Raw genomic sequence first — 18,371 nt, 5'->3', positions numbered from 1 at the left:
CCCGCCAGCCGAGGAACCTCGCCCGATGTGTGCCATCGATCGCTCTTAACCTTCGACACCGCGCCGAGACGAACCGCAAGACGCGCAAACAGCCAAACGCAAGGGACCGCTATAAGCAGGGCCCCGATGAGCGGGGCCAATGAGGCAAGCGTCAAGCCATTACCCGTTCGGTGCGCATGTGCTCGATGCAGTCGGCAATTGTCTGCCTTGTGCTGCGCAGCGGACGCCAGCCCGTCATGGTCGTCAAAAGACTCGTGTCCGGGACGCGATCATAGGTGACGGCGAATTTCTCGCCATAGACCGCGCTAGAAGACTTCATGACGATCGGCGCGTTCGTCCTGGTGGCTTCAACCACCATCTTTGCCAGACTTCCGATCTGCACCGACTCGCTGCCGCCAAGATTGACCGGCCGTCCCCGCAAGGATCGACACTGCATGACCAGGAGCAACCCTTCGGCGGCGTCGGCGACATGAAGGAATGCCCGCCTCTGCTCGCCGTCGTCGTGAACAACAAGCGGCTCACCCCGTAAGGCCGAGTTCACAAACACCGGCAGCACGAGGCCGGTCGCCGAGCGCTGCCGCGGCCCAGCCATGTTGAACGGCCGGACAATCCAGGCAGGAATGCCAAAATCGAAAAACAGTCCGGCGATCAGATGCTCAACCGCTGCCTTGGCGGCAGCATAGCCCCATCGCGGTCGGAGATCCGTCATGACAGGATCGGACTCGGTAATCGGACGGTCGCGACCGGAGCCGTAAACTTCCGAGCTCGACGTATAAAGAAGCGGACGCCGGTGCAGCCGGCACGCCTCGACGATTGCGCAACCTGATTCGAGAATGCCGCTGGTGACAGCAAAGCGTTCCGTGTGGGCAAGCTGAACCCCGATCGGGCTCGCCAGATGGAATACGGCGTCGGCCAGCCCAACCTCGTCATGGACCGCCGCATTGAAGGCCGGGCCGCCGACCTTGAAGGTACGGATCGTTAGCCGGGGATTGCCGACCGGAAGGTTGCTAAGCGATCCGTTCGAGAGATCATCGATGACGGTCACACTGCAATTGCGATCAAGTAACAGATCGACCAGTGCCGATCCAAGAAAGCCAGCGCCACCGGTAACTAGGACATGTGTCCGCGGGCCGAATTCAACCACGTTCGCGCTATGGTTGTCCAAAGTTGCCGCCTCCAGTACGACCCGTGGCCCTCGCTAAGCACGGGATAGCCTTTCTATACAGTCAAGGACCCGTTGAACAACTCGTTTTTCTGTCAGTCGACCGAGTTTTTCGATGGTCCTTTGACACGAATAAACACGCCACCTGACACTTACAGAAGCCAGACACCTCTTGCCCATGATGGCAGAAGCGATTCTGGCACACCGCTGACTTGGTGTAGGTTTTCATCGCTCCGGCGTGAAATAAATTGTGAGCGTATCCCCATGTTTCTCGCAGTCTAGAATCATAAGGAACGGTAAGATACTCATGTATCCGTGAGTTTGCTGGAACTGCGGCGTCGCCCGCCGCGTCTGGTCCCGCCATCGACTCATAAGATGCAATCAGGGGATGACGCTCGGGAGATGGCTCAGGGGGGAGCTTTGAAGTTAGACTATCGGCCTGACGTCGACGGCTTGCGCGCGATCGCGGTGATCGCCGTCATTCTCTTCCATTTCGGCGTGCCCGGATTCCCCGGAGGTTTCGTCGGCGTCGATATTTTCTTCGTCATCTCGGGTTACTTGATCACGCGTCTCTTGGTCGCCGAGGGCAGCGAACTGTCGCTTGTCCAATTCTACAGCCGGCGCATGCGTCGTATCCTGCCGGCCATGCTGGTGATGATGGCCCTGTCGCTCGCCGCCGGCTGGTTTCTCCTGCTGCCGGGTGACTATGCCGGCCTGGGGCGGAGCGCCGCCTATTCTGCTGCGGGTTTGGGAAACTATTACTTCCTCTGGAATACCGGCTATTTCGACCGCGAGGCGACGCTTCTGCCGCTCCTGCATCTTTGGTCGCTCGGCGTCGAAGAGCAATTCTATCTCGTGTGGCCAGCCCTCCTGTTCATGGCCGGCCGCTTGTGGCGGGGCCATCAGTCACCGACCGTCGCGGCGATCTGCCTTGTCGCACTGATCAGCTTTTCGACTGCCCTGTACCTGGTGGCAGTCGATCCCAAGCAAGCGTTCTATGCTCCCTTCAGCCGAGGTTGGGAACTGGCGCTAGGCGGTTTGCTGGTTTTTGTTCCGCCGATCGGCCGCCGAGCCATTTCCGAGGCATTCGGACTGCTTGGCCTTTGCCTGATAGCCGCTAGCACTATCTGGCTATCCTCGAGCCAGCCATTTCCGGGACTGAGTGCACTCGCCCCGGTGGCTGGTGCTGTCTTGCTCGTCTGGCCTTGTTCTCCATCTATCGCTGCGGCGGTTCTTTCAAGCGCGCCTCTCCGCTTCACAGGGAAAATTTCATACAGCCTGTACCTCTGGCACTGGCCGATTCTGGTCTTTTTCCGTCACTATGCCGGCGGTGCGATGCCGACAGCGGTCGAAGCGCCGATCCTCATCGCGGCAGCCTGGGTAGCGGCCTATTTGTCCTGGCGATTCGTCGAAGAACCCGTTCGCCGACTGCGGCCGCCTCCGTTGAGAACCGTCATCGCCGGCGTGACCGCCGCGTTGATGGTCGGTCTAGGCGGCAATTCAATCTTCCAAGCCGGGGGTATCACCAGCAGGATCCCGAGGGAGGTTGAGGCGATGCGCAGCCTCGAGGTGATGTGGGACTGGCCATGTCCGCAGATGGTCGAGATAGCAGAACTGGACGGCACGTTTTGCGCATTCGGAGCACCTTGGGACAAGGCGACTCGCCATGCCATGTTGTGGGGCGACAGCCATGCGGAGCATCTCGCCCCACTATTGGATGCGGTTGGCCAAAGGGAGAATACGGCCTTCTTTCTTTATCATGCCTGCCCGGCCGCATTCGGAGAAGGTGTCCATCGCGACTTTCCGGAGCAGCCTAACTACCGGGAAAGCTGCGCATCGTCCCGAAAGGCCGTGGTCAGCATGCTGAGACAGCGCACGGACGTCGACCTCGTGGTGCTGTCCTCAGCTTGGACAAGCCTTGCCTACACCAATGTCGTTGCTGACGATGGGCGGCAAGCGGACAAAGCCCTGCTGATGCGCGACGGTCTGCGAAGCCTCGTTGAAGAAATCACCGCTCCCGAACGGCGCATTGGAATCATTGGTCAGGTGCCGGGGCCAGGCGTGGATCTGACCTCGTGCGCGGCGATGCGCGAAAGGATATTGAGGCGTTGCTCGACCGATATGGACAGCGAGCGGATCCTGCGGGTGTGGTCACCGACGGTCGCCGCGCTGGCGTCGCTCACTGAGCATGATGGGGTGTTCTTTGTCGATCCGCTCAAAGGGATGTGCCCGAACGGGCAGTGCGCCACCTACATCAATGGTGAGTTCATCTACCGCGACGCATCGCATATGCGCAGAAACTTGAAGCCGGAGACCGACGACGTACTCGCGCGGATGATGGGCCTCTACCAGGCTCTCGCAGTTGATGACAGGCAGCGGGTATCGGTCATGAACGTTCCACGGCCTCCGACAACCCGCAAGAGCAACTAAGTGCATGGGAGGCCGCCAAGCCCTGTCTTCAACTACGGCTAGCGCAGCTTGGCGGGAAAGCAGCGTTGCCCTGCCCGTTGAGGAGCAAGCCGGTTCCACCTCCGCTGCGTCACTCGCAACACGGGACAGGCTGAGCCATCATCGGACAGAGATAGATGGCCTTCGAGCGCTCGCTGTTTTGGCAGTGCTCTGCTTTCATTTAAGGGTTTTCGGGTTTTCCGGTGGCTTTGTCGGTGTCGACGTTTTTTTCGTGATCAGCGGCTTTCTGATCACGCACATTGCTGCGGCCGATATCGACGCAGGGCGTTTCAGCCTTGCGCAGTTCTATCGGCGCCGCGCCCGCCGGCTGCTGCCGGCTCTCTTTGCGACACTGGCCCTGTCGTGCATTGCTGCGGTTCTTCTGTTCGCTCCACAGCACTTGGAGAACTTCGCAGAGTCGCTTTCGGCCGCCACTCTCGGGGTTTCGAACGTCCTCTTCTGGCGAGAATCCGGCTACTTCGACCTGGCCGCGCGTATGAAGCCACTGCTGCACACTTGGTCCCTGAGTGTTGAGTGGCAGTTCTATTGCGTGTGGCCGCTCCTGCTTTCGGGTTTGCTCGCCCTATTCCGACGTCGGATGGTTTGGCCAATCCTGGCGATCGCAGTTTTGGGCTTCTGGCTTATTTTCGCATTCCAAAACGGATCTTTTTGGCTGCTTGCTGGAACGCGGAGTGCCGAATGGCTTTCGGACGGCAGGGCGACCGTCTTTTACAATACGCCTTTCCGTGTCTTCGAATTTGCTTGTGGCGCGGCATTGGTCTGGCTTCCACAGCCGCGGGCCCTGGCTATCCACGAACTCCTCGCCTTGCTTGGATTGGTGCTCATAGGCAGTGCCGTCTTCGTTCTGGACAGCACGGCGCACGCACCCGCCCTCAACGTACTTGTGCCGACGGTCGGAGCTGCGATGGTGCTGTACGCGGATCGCTCACGACTTGTGGGGCTTGTCCTACGCAATGGCCCCGCAGCCTATATCGGGCGCATCAGCTATTCACTTTACCTAGTGCACTGGCCCCTGATCGTATTCTGTGAATATGGCCTTCTGCGGCCGTTGCTGCCGAGGGAGGCTGTTCTCGTCGGGTTCCTATCTCTCGCCTTGGCAGTCATGATGTTTCACTTCGTTGAACAGCCGTATCGTGCTGGCCGCGGCTTCGTCGGACCCACAGGGCTTGCGTTGGCAGGCCTGCTTACGTTCTCACTGGTCAGCTACTCCATGTGGGACGGTATGCCTTGGCGGTCGCCATCGGCTATCGCGGGAGGTGAACTGGCCGATCGAGCGACCCTAGAATCGATCACGGGCTCTCGTGGCTGTGAGGATTTCTGCGAATTCGGAAATCTTCAAAGCCCAACGAAGATCCTTATTGTCGGGGACTCGCACGTTGACCACTACACCCGCGCCCTTGAAGAGCTTGGCGGAAAGGAATTTCACTTCCTGCTAGCGCAAGCCGGCAGTTGCTATTTCGGAGCGGATCTTCAGAGCCGGTCCAGAGGCGCGGTCACGCAACATTGTCGAGCCGCAACAGGTCAAGCAGCCCGCTGGTTGAACGCCGGGGGGATCGCTGCCATCGTGCACGCTCAGCGCTGGCCAGGATATCGCAACATTCTCGAAAGGAAGGCTAATGGAGCGCCTGTCGATATCCCTGATCTGGCGAAGCTGTTTCCGACAATGCTTGAAGACATCTCCAAGCTGTACGCCGGGTTTCGCGGACCGGTCATCTTGATCGGACACGCTCCAAACACAAACCTGATCTGTGCTCTCAGGCCGAACTATTTCTCCCTTCCATGCCCAGCGTCCTCGAGGGTAGAGCATGTCGCATTCAAAGCGGCCTTCACGGCTTTCGCAGGCCACCATTCCCAGTTTCAATTCGTTGATCCGCTGGACGCGATCTGCCCCGCCGCGGAATGCCTAATGACAAACAGCGCAGGGCACAGCCTCTACGTCGACGAGAACCACCTCTCCATCTTCGGCGCGAGACTTGTGGTTCCGAAAATCATCGAGACGCTCGGAGGTGATCTGACCGTCCGGTCGATCGACCTTCGGCGGGCCGAATAAACGCCAAGCGACTCGCCTACACGCCGGGACCGCTTCGACGAGAGCGACAAAACAAATAAAGCGTCGCAACAGCCCAGGCGACGACGGTCCCCAAAAGCATGAAGTAGAGCGGATTAGCCGAGAGATCGACACCGATCGGCGGCGAAATCAACAGGACAACCGAAGCGGCAGCGAATAACCCGGCGCCTCCGCCTATTCCAAAGGCAAAGCCCGAATATGCTTCACTGCTTCGGCTGGGGTTGGTCTTTGCGGCGAGCATGCTGCCTATGCCGATAGCCACGGGTATGAACAAACTCGGCGTCAGCAAGACATCATGCGAAGTCAGCATAACGCCTAAGAGAGCGACCCCGAGTGGCAGATCTTCAGCGTCGCGAACGAACCAGAAGGCGAAGACGAGGAAGCCGAGTGGGACCAGCCAGCCGATATGGCCGAAAGCAATAGCAAAAAGGACAAAAGTGTTGTGAGGAACAAAAACATGAGCCTCCTCCAGCCCACGACCAAAGAAACCGCCTGTCCGGTATGCAAGTAGGCCGCGTTCCAAAAATAGAGCTCGGGCGGAGATAGAATTTCTCTTACCTTCACCTGTCAGTCGTTCGCTGAGGGCCTGGATCCTGGCCGCGCCTGCTGCAGACCTACCCGCTTTGGGGGGAGAGGCGACGTCTCCTGGCGGGCTTTCCCCGGGTAGAGCTGAAACGTCTCCAGATGGCGCCAATCGGGGCGGCTCGATCGAAAGCGGACTCGCGTCATCTGCTTGGGGAGGATGTTCTATCGGAACCGCTGGCCGGGCGAGCGACGTGTCGACAGCTTCGCCTGCCTCACTAAGGTCCGTGTTTACGGACAACACTCCTGCGAAAGACTGGCTAATGGCAGCTCGAAAGTAGCGGTTAGTGGTCAGTGCGACGATAGTTATCGATAGTAGCACAAGGGCCACAGCGAGAGCCCGCGTCCAAGCAGCGGTGTCGATCTGGAATTTTCGTGCAGTTCTATAGTATTGCCAGATGCCAGCAGCACTTGGAAGGAACACGGTGGCGACGGCTGCAAGAATCGTGGAGCGGGACAAGGTGATTGCAAGCGCCCCACCAACCAGGACGAGAAAACCTGGGCGCCATTCCTTAGGTACGGCGCGATAGCTCGCCGCGCCGCCGAGCAAGAGGCCCGCAGCCGCCACATTCGGGTTAACTGCTAACCCCGCCGCCCGGCCAACTGTATTGGTAAGGCCATGGGTGAAGAGAACATCCAAAAAGCAAACGATAGCATTGAGGACCGTAACCGAAGCTGACAGCCGCAGCACAATCGGTGGGGCAAACGTAAGCATCAGAGTGATTGCAGAGCCACCAAGAGCAAGAGTTGTCAAATAGCTCCTGTTGACGATCCCTAAAGGATGCAGAGCGATTGGTGCGACCAACATCGCGGCGCCGATTGCCAGCGGAGAAATAGCTTTGCGCACGTCACGTCGCGTCACGACTACTGCGAAAGAGACGATGAGTACAACGCCATAGAGGGCGTACAAGGCCAACCTGAGATAGCCATCTCGCCCAGCGAACAAAGGCAGGGAGAATGGCATGAACCAGGCCTGATATATAACGACTGTGAAAGCGCAGAAGCCGGCCGAAAGATTCACTAAGTTCGTTTGCAGCGACGATGCTGGGCCTAGTGAGCGATCCACGTCGGCAACCCCGCTCATCCATTCCCCGTGAGGTAGAGGGTTTCATAGGCGTCGGCCATAGCCTCAATCGAATAGCGCTGGCGCATTGTCCGTTGCCGAAACTCCTGTTCCGTTTTGCGCTCTGGCAGACGGTCTACTATCTCCAGCAAACCTCGAGCGAGATCAGTGGGAGCACGAGGTTGTACCAAAACACATCCTGGCAGGCCTGAGACTGCCTCCGGATTTCCGCCTACGGTTGTGACGACTACCGGGAGGCCGGCCGCCAGTTTCTCCATCAAGGCATTGCAAAAGCCCTCCTCATGGGACGCGATCACGCCAACATCCATACCTGCGAGTAAGCCAGGGATATCGCTCTGAACTCCGAGAGCCTGCACTTTGCGCCCGATGCCGAGGCGTTCAGCCTTCCGCGCCAGAGCCGATCCGATTCCCCGGTCCTGCCCGGCCATAAAGAGTTTGATGTTTGGGCGCACTTTGCTCGCGAGGGCAATCGCCTCGATCAGATCGTCATGACCTTTGTACGGTATCAAATTTGCGACAATGATGATGCCCACGTCACCTGGGTCGAGACCAAGTCGAGCCCGGGTCCCATTGCGACGTTCGCCGATATTGTCGAACCGGCTAAAATCGAGGGCGTTTGCAACAATTTTGATGCGGTTGATGCTGTAGTTGTCCCGCGCCGCCGTGTCTGACGCGACAGCAAGTGAGTTCGCGACCACGACATCGGAAAAACGGTTAGCGAACCGATCCATCCATTTTAGCCAAGGCCAGCGTTCCTGATGGCTGCCGAGGCCGCGTCGAGATGTGACGATAAGCGGTGCTAACGCTAACCGTCCGGCCACGGCGCCGAGGAAATTTGTCAACGGCAGAAAAGCATGGACCACGCTCGGTCGTGTCCAGGCCACCCGCCTAAAAACCCAAGTGGCCGCAGCCAGGAGGACCATCAACTCCTTCAAGCCCGGCGACGTCTTTGAACCGGCGACGGGGGAATTCGGTCGGTGGTGGCCGTAGTAAATTGGTATACCGACTCGGGTCAGAGGTTCGGCCAGTACGTCGCCTACCGGCGTAAGCGCAAAAACCTCGACCCTCCATCCTCGGCACGCCAGTTCTTTGGCGAGCAGTACAAGTTGGCTCTCTGTGCCGCCAAGGTTTAGCGATCCGATAACAAAAAGTACGCCCTTGCGGCGTCTCCTGGCGAGGGCCGTCGAAGGAACGATAGCGGATGTCTTTGCTGGAGCATAACTCATCGAGACTCTATCGCCGCCGACTTCCGATTTAGCCGTCGCATGCCATAGGCATAGGCCTCAAGCAAGCGCAAAGCACTCCTAAGCTCCACGATCGGACGAACGACTGAAGGCAAATATTTTCGGAGCAGAAACGAACGGTCGGCGCCCAAGCAGCCCGCCAGTTGTCAATAACACGCCGATGAGCAGCAACATGAGCGGCGGAAGCCACTTCAGCCGTTCGAAAATTGTCTCGTAAGAACGGGCATTCTGAAAGCCTTGCGGCGTTCCAAGCTGATGCCAAGGTTGACCGTAGGCTCCGTGCAAAAGAGGCAGCATATCTTCATAGTCAGAATAGTAGGAATCGACTATCGACGGATCCTTTTCTACAAGAGCCAGAGGATAGGGTACCAGGACACCATAATCGGAATCGAGAACATTGCCATCGACCTCGACGATCGTGTGCTGCTCAGCGCTATATATCGTCGCTGGAATTCCCTGTTCCGTAAGGATTGAATAGACAATTTTTGAGACCTGGGAGCAAAAGCCGTAACCGCGATCTAAGGCTTTTCGGGGTGTCAAAAACTCGTAATTTTGAAAGCTGTCACGGTATACAGGAAGCCAACCGAGCAACCAGATGACGTAGTTGTCGAAAACGCTGATCTTCGTATAGCGCGCGTCAGTGGCCGCCCAGCGGTCCCCTTCCGTCCAGTAATGCACTACACCACCCGCGACAGCCTTCGTTAGGCGCTCAAGATAGACCTGCTTGGGCTCATTCGGTCCGCGATAAAGGCCGTTCAAATCATCTATCTTCTTCTCAAACCCAAGCGGTCCCTCAATAGCTTCAGCGGGGGGTGTCGGATAGGCTTGGACGAGGCCGAGGGGATAAGCAGCGACAAAGAGCAGAAACGCCGTCCCTAGCCCAGTCAGGCAGAGACCCAAGGACTGCCAGAACCGATCGGCGCCCAAATGACGGCTCCTACTTAGAATCGCCTTTTCCTCGCTGCTAGTAGTACAGAGATATCACAATTGCACGTTCGAAGCTGCCCCGAATGGTCCAGCTTGTGGATGGCTTTTGACGACCTGAGATCAGGAATTGTCAATTGGCGCCACTTGCGACTTGTTTCCTGGTGGCGCGCATGCGCAATGAACGTCGAGAATGCGGGCGATACCTTGGCATTGAGCGGAACCCAGACCCTAGACAGCACGACCGACGCGCTTCGGCGCTTGTGGGCGCAGCTATCGAGGCGCCGGCGCCGCCAGTTTTTCGGTCTTCTGGTCCTAATGTTCTTCGGCGCTATCGCTGAGGCCGCGACGCTCGGTGCCCTTTTGCCCTTTCTGGCCAGGATCACCGATCCCAATTCAATAGGTCGGTCATGGATCGGACGCCAATTGCAGGGCTTCGGTTCGGCCAGTTCGAGCGACAGCCTTCTGCCCTTGCTGTCGCTATTTTCGGTAGTGGTAGTGATCGCTGGGGTGGTGCGGATCCTGCTCTCGCGAGCGACTCATGCTTTTGTCTTTTCGCTTGGGCACGAGCTCGCCGTGAGAGTTTACAAGCGCACACTTTACCAACCCTACAGCTATCACTTATCGAATAGCTCCAGTTCGGTGCTGGCGACACTTCGCCAAGTCCACATCATCAACATGAACGTGCTCCTGCCGATCCTCCAAGCGGTCGGGGGAGCGATCATCAGCGTGTTCGTCGTTGCGGCGATGTTCGCGTTGAGCTCATTTATCACGTTCGTGATCTTCGCTGGATTGGGTTCGGCGTACCTCGGCATGTCGCTCCTCATTCGCAAACATCTCAAGACGAATGCCCGGACTATCGAGCGAATGCAGGCGGAAGATATTCGTTCGGTGCAAGAGGGCTTGGGCGGCATTCGCGATGTCATCATCAATGACACTCAGCCTTACTTTCTCTCCCGTTTCGAAGAGCTCGACAGGCAGTTGCAGCGTGCGTACTCGGCGAACGCTCTAGCGGCCGCTACTCCTCGCTTCGCGATCGAAGCCACTGGAATGGTGATCATCGCCGCGCTTGCCTACTTGTTGATCACTCAGACAAACAATGCAGGGCAGGTACTGCCAATGCTTGGAACATTTGCTCTTGGCGCGCAGCGTCTGGTACCCCTGATGCAACTGATCTATGCCAATTGGGCGCTCGTACTCGGCAATATCGCTGGGGTCGAAGCGGTTCTAAAGGCCATCGAGGCACCACTCCCCGCTGACTCGCACGAACCCCCGTCAAAGCGGTTGCCATTCGATCGGGCAATCGTGCTGAGAGATCTGTCGTTCCACTACGCGCCAGATCAGGCACCGGTGATCGAACGGTTCAGTCTCACGATCGTGAAGGGCGCAAAGGTCGGTTTTGTAGGCAAGACAGGTAGCGGGAAGAGCACGACAGTTGATTTAGTGATGGGCCTGCTCGAGCCGACAAGCGGAGTCATCGAGATCGATGGGCTGCCCCTTGATCGAAACACGAGACGTGCCTGGCAGAGGCAGATCGCCCATGTGCCTCAGAGTATCTTCCTTTCTGATGCTTCAATCGCCGAGAACATAGCCTTTGGCATCGACCCCGCCACGATCGACCGCGACCGCGTCCGCAATGCGGCGCAGCAGGCCGCCTTGGGGGACTTCATCGAAAGCCTGCCGCAAGGCTATGAGACCCGGGTCGGCGAGCGCGGCGTCCGTCTCTCGGGCGGCCAGCGCCAGCGGATAGGCATCGCGCGGGCACTGTACAAGCAGGCGACTGTACTCGTCTTCGACGAAGCTACGAGCGCGCTCGACATGGAGACTGAGGCAGCGGTGATGGAGGCGATCCGAGGGCTACCCTCTGAACTGACGGTGCTGATCATTGCGCATCGCCTCACGACGGTCGAAAATTGCGACGAGATCGTAACAATTGAAAACGGCCGGCCGCATATCGCTTAGTCCCCGTTCGTCGGCCGCCACCTGGCGGCGTTCAGCGGAGTACGACTTGTCGATGAATGAAGCCCAATTGGCTCCGAATTCATATCGGTTCGACGCTGACTTTTCTGCAGATGTCATTCCGCGGCCTGTTGCCCGGTTTCGATGATTTCCATCATATGAGCAGTAACTTTCCGAATATCATAGCGCTGTTCGGCGATCGACCGACTGTTCCTGGCCATGCAATTGGCTTCATCTGGATTGTCGATCAGGTGGATCATCGCCTCCGCCAGGGGGGTTGTGGCACCCACCGGCACCAACAGGCCGTTCACTCCAGCGATGATCGGTGCGCGGCAGCCGGGCGCATCTGTCGTAATCACCGGGCGACCCATTGCCATTGCTTCCAGAACCGAGCGCGAGGTGCCCTCGCGATAGGAGGGAAGCACGTAAATACGCGAATCGGCGATCACCCGACGGACATCTTCGACGGCCCTGTGATAGCGGACCGTTCCGTCCGCGACGGCTGCCTCAACCTCCGAGACCGGAAATCCTGCGGGATTTGGATCGGTATCACCGACCAGGTCGAAGCGAGCCTCCGGCCGGACCGCCTTCACCAGTCTCGCGGCGCCCAGGTATTCGGCAAGGCCTTTGTCGCGCAGCAGGCGGGCGATCATAAGAAATCGCGGCTCCTCCGGTAGCGGCGCCACCTTGAAACGGTCCAGGTCGACCCCTGAGCCGTTGACGACACTGGCTGGTGTGCGCCCGAGGAGGCCCAGGCGACGGAAATCATCTCGATCGTCCTCGTTCTGGAATGTCACCGTGGTGGCGCCGCGCAGGCTGGCGGCATAAAGAAGTCGAGCCACAGCGTTGATAATCCTCCAGCGCAGCGATTTGTGGTGGTCCGTGAACGCATAGCCGAGGCCAGTGATAAGCGCGTGCCGACGCGGGACGCGTGCAATCAATGCTACGGGTATGCCATAGACAATTGGCTTTATTGCGCAGGTCAGCACGACCTGAGGTCTGAGTTCCCGTAATTTTCTGTAGAGACGGAGCGCCAAAATCGCATCGCCGATGGGACCGACTGCCGCGCGCGCCATCGGCAGATGATGAAAGCGGATGCCGTTTTCGGTCAGCCAACGAACGGTCATCTCATCGAACGGCGCTGCGGCATGAACGTCGTATCCGGCAACGCGCAGCGCAAGGAGAAAATGTCCTCGAGTGGTTGCAAGCGACTTTGGCTCGCTCACGATGACGACGATACGGTTCATGCGTTCAACATCTTAGGCTGACTGCAGCAGGCCCCCCGCCTCTTGTAAGGTCTCGGGTCCCGAAACCCAACCCTGCCGCATGTTATCCACAGTATCGACCGGTGCGAGTTGTTGCGCGGTACGGGCATTGGCGGCGAACTTCTTTTGAGTGGAGACTTCCGCCTTCGCAACGACGCATCGTTGAATTAACCCACCGCCTGCCATACAAGCGCCTCGAGTCATAAGCGACCTGAGGAAATCCACGGATGTCCGAACGCATTGCTGTAATCGGCCTCGGCTATGTCGGCCTTCCAGTAGCCGTCGCGTTTGGAAAGATTTTCCCAGGAACGATCGCCTTCGATATCAGCGAGCGCCGGATCAACGAGCTGCGCGACGGTGTCGATCGCACGGGAGAGGTTGATGCCACGGAGCTCAAGGAATCGTCGATCGTACTGACGACCGACCGGGAGATGTTGAAAGGCGCCACTTTCTTCGTGGTTGCAGTGCCCACCCCTATCGACGTCAACCGTGCCCCCGATCTTGCTCCTCTGAAGCTGGCATCCGAACTCGTCGGGGAAGTGGTAAGCAAGGGCGCGGTTGTCGTCTTCGAATCGACGGTCTATCCGGGCGTGACTGAAGATTTTTGTGGACCGATCATCGAGCAGATTTCCGGTCTGCGGCATCCTCACGACTTCGCGCTTGGCTATTCACCCGAACGAGCCAACCCCGGCGATCGCGAACACTCGCTGCGACGAATCGTCAAAGTCGTCTCTGGCGAGAATGCCGAAGCGCTGGAGCGGGTGGCGGGCGTCTACAGCCGGATCATCGATGCCGGTGTCTACAGCGCCCCGTCGATCAAGGTGGCCGAGGCCGCGAAAGTAATCGAAAATACGCAGCGCGATCTCAACATCGCGCTGATGAACGAACTCGCAATGATCTTCGAGCGGCTTGATATTCGAACGCAGGATGTCCTTGATGCCGCGTCGACGAAATGGAACTTTCTTCCGTTCAAGCCGGGCTTCGTGGGTGGCCACTGCATAAGTGTCGATCCGTACTATCTGACCGCCAAGGCGGAGGCTGAGGGCTACCATCCGCAGATCATCCTCGCCGGCCGCCGCATCAATGACGGCATGGGAGCCTTCGTTGCTCAACAAGTCGTCAAACGGCTGATCCGTTCGGATATGCCGGTGAAAGGAGCATCCGTCGGCATTCTCGGACTGACCTTCAAGGAGGACGTTCCGGATTTGCGCAACAGCCGCGTTTTCGACATGGTCAGGGAGTTGAGGCAGTTCGGAATTGCCCCCAAGGTCCACGATCCTCTTGCCGATGCCGAAACCGCTCGACGCGAATATGGTGAAATAATCCTGCCACTCGACGAGATAAACGATTTGCAGGCGCTTGTTCTGGCGGTTCCTCACAAGCATTATCTATCCACGGAGAAATCCCGTATTTTTCAGATGATCAGGCCAGGCGGAACGCTGTTCGACGTCAAGTCGGCCATCAAGCCGAATGAAGTTCCTGCAGTGATAAAATATTGGAGCTTGTGAGCTCGGTCTGAGCATAACCTAGGAGTACACTTTGACATCGACTAGGCCGATTCTGATCACCGGCGCGGCTGGCTTCATAGGGTTTCACCTCTGCCAGAGGCTTCTCGCTGATGGCCGGCGAGTTGTCGGCCTTGATTCCATGAATGAATACTACGACATCAATCTGAAGCGAGCCCGGCTCGCTCGCTTGAAAGAATTCCCGAATTTTCGTTTCGATCAAGTTGACCTCACCGATCGAGACCGCATTTCTACGCTTCTTCGCTCGGTCACCCCGGAGATCGTGGTCAATCTCGCAGCCCAGGCGGGCGTTCGCTATTCGCTGACCAATCCGCATGCCTATGCGGAAAGCAATCTCACCGGCTTCCTCAATATCCTGGAGGGATGCCGGCACGCCTCGGTCGGCCATCTGGTCTATGCCTCCTCCAGCTCGATCTATGGCGGCAGCACACGGATGCCGTTCTCCGTTCACGATCCAGCGGACCATCCGCTCAGCCTTTATGCCGCAAGCAAGAAGGCCAACGAGTTGATGGCGCATACCTACAGCCATCTTTTCGGCCTGCCGACGACAGGATTGCGCTTCTTCACCGTCTATGGTCCGTGGGGACGGCCCGACATGGCCCTGTTCATCTTCACCAAGGCCATCCTCGCTGGCGAGCCGATCGACGTCTTCAACTATGGCAATATGCAGCGAGATTTCACCTATATCGACGACATTGTTGAGGGCATTGACCGCGTGATGCAGCAGCCCGCAACAGCCAATCCGCAGTGGAGAAGTGCGGCCCCTGATCCAGCCACAAGCAGCGCACCTTTCAGAATCCACAATATCGGCGGGAATTCGCCCGTTCAGCTGAACCGGTTGATCGAGGTGTTGGAAGACGCACTCGGGCGGAAGGCAAACCGCAACCTCATGCCGCTCCAGCCGGGTGACGTTCCGGCAACTTTCGCCGATGTCAGCTCACTTGAAGAGGCGACCGGCTTCAAGCCGAAGATTCCGGTCGAAATCGGGGTTCCGCGTTTCGTGGAATGGTATCGGGAATTCTATCGAGTATGATCCGATTCCTTGGTCTTTGAGAAAAGGACGACGGATGGGAAGCCAATGAACGCGCGCTATGATTTCGGCCGCAACTGGTCCGAGCTCGCCGCGCGCTTCGAGGACGAACACCTGGACCGGGCTTGCGAGGATCTTCGCCGCCTGGTGGGAGATCTGGACGGGAAGACATTTCTGGACATAGGCTGCGGATCGGGCCTGCATTCAGCGGCCGCCCTCCGGTTAGGAGCGACGAAGGTCCGCGCGATCGACTATGACGTCCGTTGCGTCGAAACAACAAAAGCCGTTCTTTCTCGGTTTGCGCCGGGAGCGGAATGGAGCGTGGAGCGCGCCGATATCCTCGACAAGCCGTCGCTTCCATTGGAGACGTTCGACATCGTCTATTCGTGGGGTGTCCTGCACCACACGGGCGATATGTGGGCAGCGATACGCAATGCGGCGGGTTTCGTCGGCCGCGGCGGGCGATTCGGCATTGCGATCTACCTGAAGACGCCGCTTTGCGGACTGTGGACGGTCGAAAAGAGGCTCTACTCCTCGCATAAGTGGTTGCGACCTCCAGTGAGGGCGCTTTTTGTCTGCGCCTACATGCTGGCAAGAACGCTGCGGCACCGGGACGCGACCTCTTTCATAAAGAACTATCGCAAACGCCGGGGCATGGAGTTCTTGGCGGATGTCGACGACTGGCTTGGCGGGTATCCCTATCAATCCACCTCGGCTGCAGAGCTGGAGACGGCCGTCGAAAAGCTTGGGTTTCGCACGAAGCAGCGCCTGAATGTCACTCCAGGAATCGGCCTTTTCGGCACCGGCTGCGGTCAATGGTGTTTCGAGCGAACGAATTAATAGCCGCCCGGTTTTCCTCTATCTGATTTCGCATAGAAAATTCGCATAGAGAACAAGACGCGGCCAAGGCCATCATGGGAGCAGTGACGCCGGATGTGTGGTATTGTCGGCATTGTGGGTGGAGTGGCCGTGACGAGCGCCGGCGCCCCCACCGTGCGTCGCATGGCCGACATGATCCGGCACCGCGGGCCTGACGGTGACGGTGTCTGGACTGATGCGGAGGCAGGTGTCGCGCTCAGTCAACGACGGCTTGCAATTATAGATCTGTCATCGGCTGGCGCGCAGCCCATGACATCGCACAGCGGTCGCTACGTCATCGTCTTCAACGGCGAAATCTACAATCACGGTGAAATGCGCACGGTTCTCGATCGGGACTATGGCGATCATGCCTGGCGCGGACATTCCGACACCGAGGTCTTTCTGGCCGCGATCGAAGAGCTGGGGCTAAAACAGGCTCTTGAATTGGCCACAGGCATGTTCGCATTCGGCCTGTGGGACCGAAAAGAGAGGACCCTTCTGCTTGGGCGCGATCGCCTGGGGGAGAAGCCCCTGTATTACGGCCGTGTCGGCAAGGCGTTTGCCTTCGCCTCCGAGCCCAAGGCGTTTCATCCGCTTCCCGACTGGCGCCCCGAGATCGACCGGAATGCGCTCACGTTGTTGATGCGCCACAACTACATTCCCGCGCCCTACAGCATCTATCAGGGCATCCGGAAATTAAGACCCGGCCACTTTCTCGTTCTCTCCGACCCGATGCGCGAGCCACGCATAGAGAGCTATTGGAGCGCGAGGGAAGTCGCGGAACAGGGCCGCCGTGAACCTTTTGAAGGAAGCCCCCAGGAAGCCGTTGACGAGGTTGAGCGCCATCTTCGCCGCGCGCTCGAAGGGCAGATGATCGCCGACGTGCCGCTCGGCGCCTTCCTCTCGGGCGGCATAGATTCTTCCGCAATCGTGGCGGTCATGCAGTCGATAAGTTCGCGACCTGTGCGAACGTTCACGATCGGCTTCACCGAGGCCGGCTACAACGAAGCCGATCATGCCGAACAGGTCGCGCGCCATCTCGGCACAGACCACACGGAACTTCATCTGAGCGACCGGGACGCCCTCGACGTCGTGCCGCAACTGCCAGGCATCTATTGCGAGCCGTTCTCGGACTCATCGCAAATCCCGACTTTCCTCGTCTCCAAGCTAGCGCGTGGCAGTGTCACCGTTGCACTGTCTGGGGACGGTGGAGATGAGTTGTTTTCCGGTTACACGCGCTACGCACTCGCCGATGCCCTCTGGAACAAGCTTTCCCGCATCCCGATCGGGCTGCGTCGCGCGTCGGCAAGCCTGGCAACACTGCCGTCGCCCGATCTGTATGACAATGTCGCAGACGGGATTATGCCGCTCCTGCCGCAACGCCTTCGGCGCAAACGGGTTGGCGACAAGATCCACAAGGCGGCATCGGTCCTTTCGCTTCGAACCATGGACGAAGTCTATCGTCGCCTCTGCTCGCACTGGGAGCCGACTGAGATCATTCCGGATGCGGTCGAGCCACCCACGATGCTGACGGGATTGGAAGCGCTTCCGGCATTACCGGGCAACGTCGAGCGGATGATGTATCTCGACTTGATGAGTTACATGCCGGACGACATTCTGGTGAAAGTCGACCGCGCGGCGATGGCCGTCAGCCTTGAGACCCGGGTACCGATGCTCGACCATCGCCTTGTAAGCCTAGCGCTCTCATTGCCGCTTTCCATCCTGCGGGCGGAGAACAAGACGAAGTGGCCACTCAGGCAACTGCTCTACAAACATATCCCGCGCGAGCTCGTCGAACGCCCCAAGATGGGCTTTGGCGTACCGATAGATGCCTGGTTGCGCGGTGCGCTTCGCGATTGGGCCGAGGCACTACTCGATGAGCGCCGGCTGCGGGAAGATGGCTTCTTCCGACCGGAGGCGATCCGACGCGCCTGGTCCGAGCACCTCTCTGGACAGCGCAACAACCAGTATCTGCTTTGGGACGTCCTCATGTTCCAGTCATGGCGAGAAGCACACCAGGGAGCCTCAACGGCTGTTGCGGCTTAAACCGGCGCGTGGCCGACGATTTCAGTCAGGACCTTCCGCCGTTGCAGCTGTTGGGGGCGCGGCAGTATCGCACTATCGGATAGCCGAGCCAGCGGCTATACCGGCTTGGGAAAAGGGGCAAGCAGGGTGGCGCCGATCGAACGATACGCGCACA

General features: G+C 58.6%; 12 protein-coding genes. 7 read left to right on the top strand and 5 right to left on the bottom strand.

What is annotated here, in order from left to right:
- Positions 1-151: 151 nt before the first annotated feature.
- Positions 152-1,165 carry an NAD-dependent epimerase/dehydratase family protein gene (locus tag JG743_RS10290; RefSeq protein WP_202300091.1) on the bottom strand — a complete coding sequence of 338 codons (1,014 nt, stop codon included), beginning with the start codon at positions 1,163-1,165 and terminating at the stop codon, positions 152-154.
- Positions 1,166-1,582: 417 nt separating this feature from the next.
- Here JG743_RS10290 and JG743_RS10285 point away from each other — a divergent pair, with 417 nt between their 5' ends.
- Both JG743_RS10285 and JG743_RS10280 read left to right on the top strand, forming a co-directional pair.
- On the top strand, positions 1,583-3,592 hold the full coding sequence (locus tag JG743_RS10285) for an acyltransferase family protein (protein ID WP_202300090.1): 2,010 nt from the start codon (positions 1,583-1,585) through the stop codon (positions 3,590-3,592).
- A gap of 4 nt (positions 3,593-3,596) precedes the next feature.
- Entirely contained in the window at positions 3,597-5,681 is a 2,085-nt protein-coding gene (locus tag JG743_RS10280; RefSeq protein WP_274608529.1) for an acyltransferase family protein, read from the top strand.
- 16 nt (positions 5,682-5,697) lie between these two features.
- Here the strand turns inward: JG743_RS10280 and JG743_RS10275 are convergent, their stop codons facing one another.
- The 3 genes from JG743_RS10275 to JG743_RS10265 all read right to left on the bottom strand — a co-directional run bounded on the left by JG743_RS10275 (position 5,698) and on the right by JG743_RS10265 (position 9,536).
- Complete coding sequence (locus JG743_RS10275; protein ID WP_202300088.1) at positions 5,698-7,365, bottom strand: O-antigen ligase family protein; 1,668 nt, start codon at positions 7,363-7,365, stop codon at positions 5,698-5,700.
- Positions 7,362-8,591, bottom strand: a complete 1,230-nt coding sequence (locus JG743_RS10270) for a glycosyltransferase (RefSeq protein ID WP_202300087.1) — start codon at positions 8,589-8,591, stop codon at positions 7,362-7,364. Before JG743_RS10270 ends, JG743_RS10275 begins: the two co-directional genes overlap by 4 nt.
- A gap of 78 nt (positions 8,592-8,669) precedes the next feature.
- On the bottom strand, positions 8,670-9,536 hold the full coding sequence (locus JG743_RS10265; protein ID WP_202300086.1) for a hypothetical protein: 867 nt from the start codon (positions 9,534-9,536) through the stop codon (positions 8,670-8,672).
- Positions 9,537-9,713: 177 nt separating this feature from the next.
- On the opposite strand from JG743_RS10265, the gene JG743_RS10260 reads away from it, so the two are divergent.
- A complete protein-coding gene (locus JG743_RS10260; protein ID WP_244673101.1) occupies positions 9,714-11,495 on the top strand; it encodes an ABC transporter ATP-binding protein in 1,782 nt (593 codons plus the stop codon).
- A 113-nt stretch (positions 11,496-11,608) separates the two neighbouring features.
- Here JG743_RS10260 and JG743_RS10255 read toward each other — a convergent pair whose 3' ends face one another.
- Complete coding sequence (locus JG743_RS10255) at positions 11,609-12,739, bottom strand: glycosyltransferase family 4 protein (protein WP_202300085.1); 1,131 nt, start codon at positions 12,737-12,739, stop codon at positions 11,609-11,611.
- Between the two features lie 245 nt (positions 12,740-12,984).
- Between JG743_RS10255 and JG743_RS10250 the strand changes: the two genes are divergently transcribed.
- From JG743_RS10250 to asnB, 4 genes are all read left to right on the top strand, one after another.
- Positions 12,985-14,265, top strand: coding sequence for a nucleotide sugar dehydrogenase (locus tag JG743_RS10250; RefSeq protein WP_202300084.1), 1,281 nt, complete (start codon positions 12,985-12,987; stop codon positions 14,263-14,265).
- A 31-nt stretch (positions 14,266-14,296) separates the two neighbouring features.
- Complete coding sequence (locus JG743_RS10245) at positions 14,297-15,316, top strand: NAD-dependent epimerase (protein WP_202300083.1); 1,020 nt, start codon at positions 14,297-14,299, stop codon at positions 15,314-15,316.
- A gap of 45 nt (positions 15,317-15,361) precedes the next feature.
- Positions 15,362-16,153, top strand: coding sequence for a class I SAM-dependent methyltransferase (locus JG743_RS10240; RefSeq protein ID WP_202300082.1), 792 nt, complete (start codon positions 15,362-15,364; stop codon positions 16,151-16,153).
- A 93-nt stretch (positions 16,154-16,246) separates the two neighbouring features.
- Positions 16,247-18,217, top strand: coding sequence for an asparagine synthase (glutamine-hydrolyzing) (gene asnB, locus JG743_RS10235; protein WP_202300081.1), 1,971 nt, complete (start codon positions 16,247-16,249; stop codon positions 18,215-18,217).
- The last annotated feature ends 154 nt before the right edge of the window (positions 18,218-18,371 follow it).

Origin of the sequence: Mesorhizobium sp. 131-2-1, from assembly GCF_016756535.1 — a bacterium.
Classification (GTDB): domain Bacteria; phylum Pseudomonadota; class Alphaproteobacteria; order Rhizobiales; family Rhizobiaceae; genus Mesorhizobium.
The sequence above is the reverse complement of the archived record's forward strand: the minus strand, read 5'-3'. Positions and strand labels throughout refer to the sequence as shown.

Excerpts from the sequence above, each read along its gene's own strand:
- JG743_RS10280 (WP_274608529.1), top strand. The coding sequence starts at position 3,597 with ATGGGAGGCCGCCAAGCCCTGTCTTCAACTACGGCTAGCGCAGCTTGG.
- JG743_RS10255 (WP_202300085.1), bottom strand. The coding sequence starts at position 12,739 with ATGAACCGTATCGTCGTCATCGTGAGCGAGCCAAAGTCGCTTGCAACC.
- JG743_RS10275 (WP_202300088.1), bottom strand. The coding sequence starts at position 7,365 with ATGAGCGGGGTTGCCGACGTGGATCGCTCACTAGGCCCAGCATCGTCG.
- JG743_RS10270 (WP_202300087.1), bottom strand. The coding sequence starts at position 8,591 with ATGAGTTATGCTCCAGCAAAGACATCCGCTATCGTTCCTTCGACGGCC.
- JG743_RS10260 (WP_244673101.1), top strand. The coding sequence starts at position 9,714 with ATGAACGTCGAGAATGCGGGCGATACCTTGGCATTGAGCGGAACCCAG.
- JG743_RS10250 (WP_202300084.1), top strand. The coding sequence starts at position 12,985 with ATGTCCGAACGCATTGCTGTAATCGGCCTCGGCTATGTCGGCCTTCCA.
- JG743_RS10240 (WP_202300082.1), top strand. The coding sequence starts at position 15,362 with ATGAACGCGCGCTATGATTTCGGCCGCAACTGGTCCGAGCTCGCCGCG.
- asnB (WP_202300081.1), top strand. The coding sequence starts at position 16,247 with ATGTGTGGTATTGTCGGCATTGTGGGTGGAGTGGCCGTGACGAGCGCC.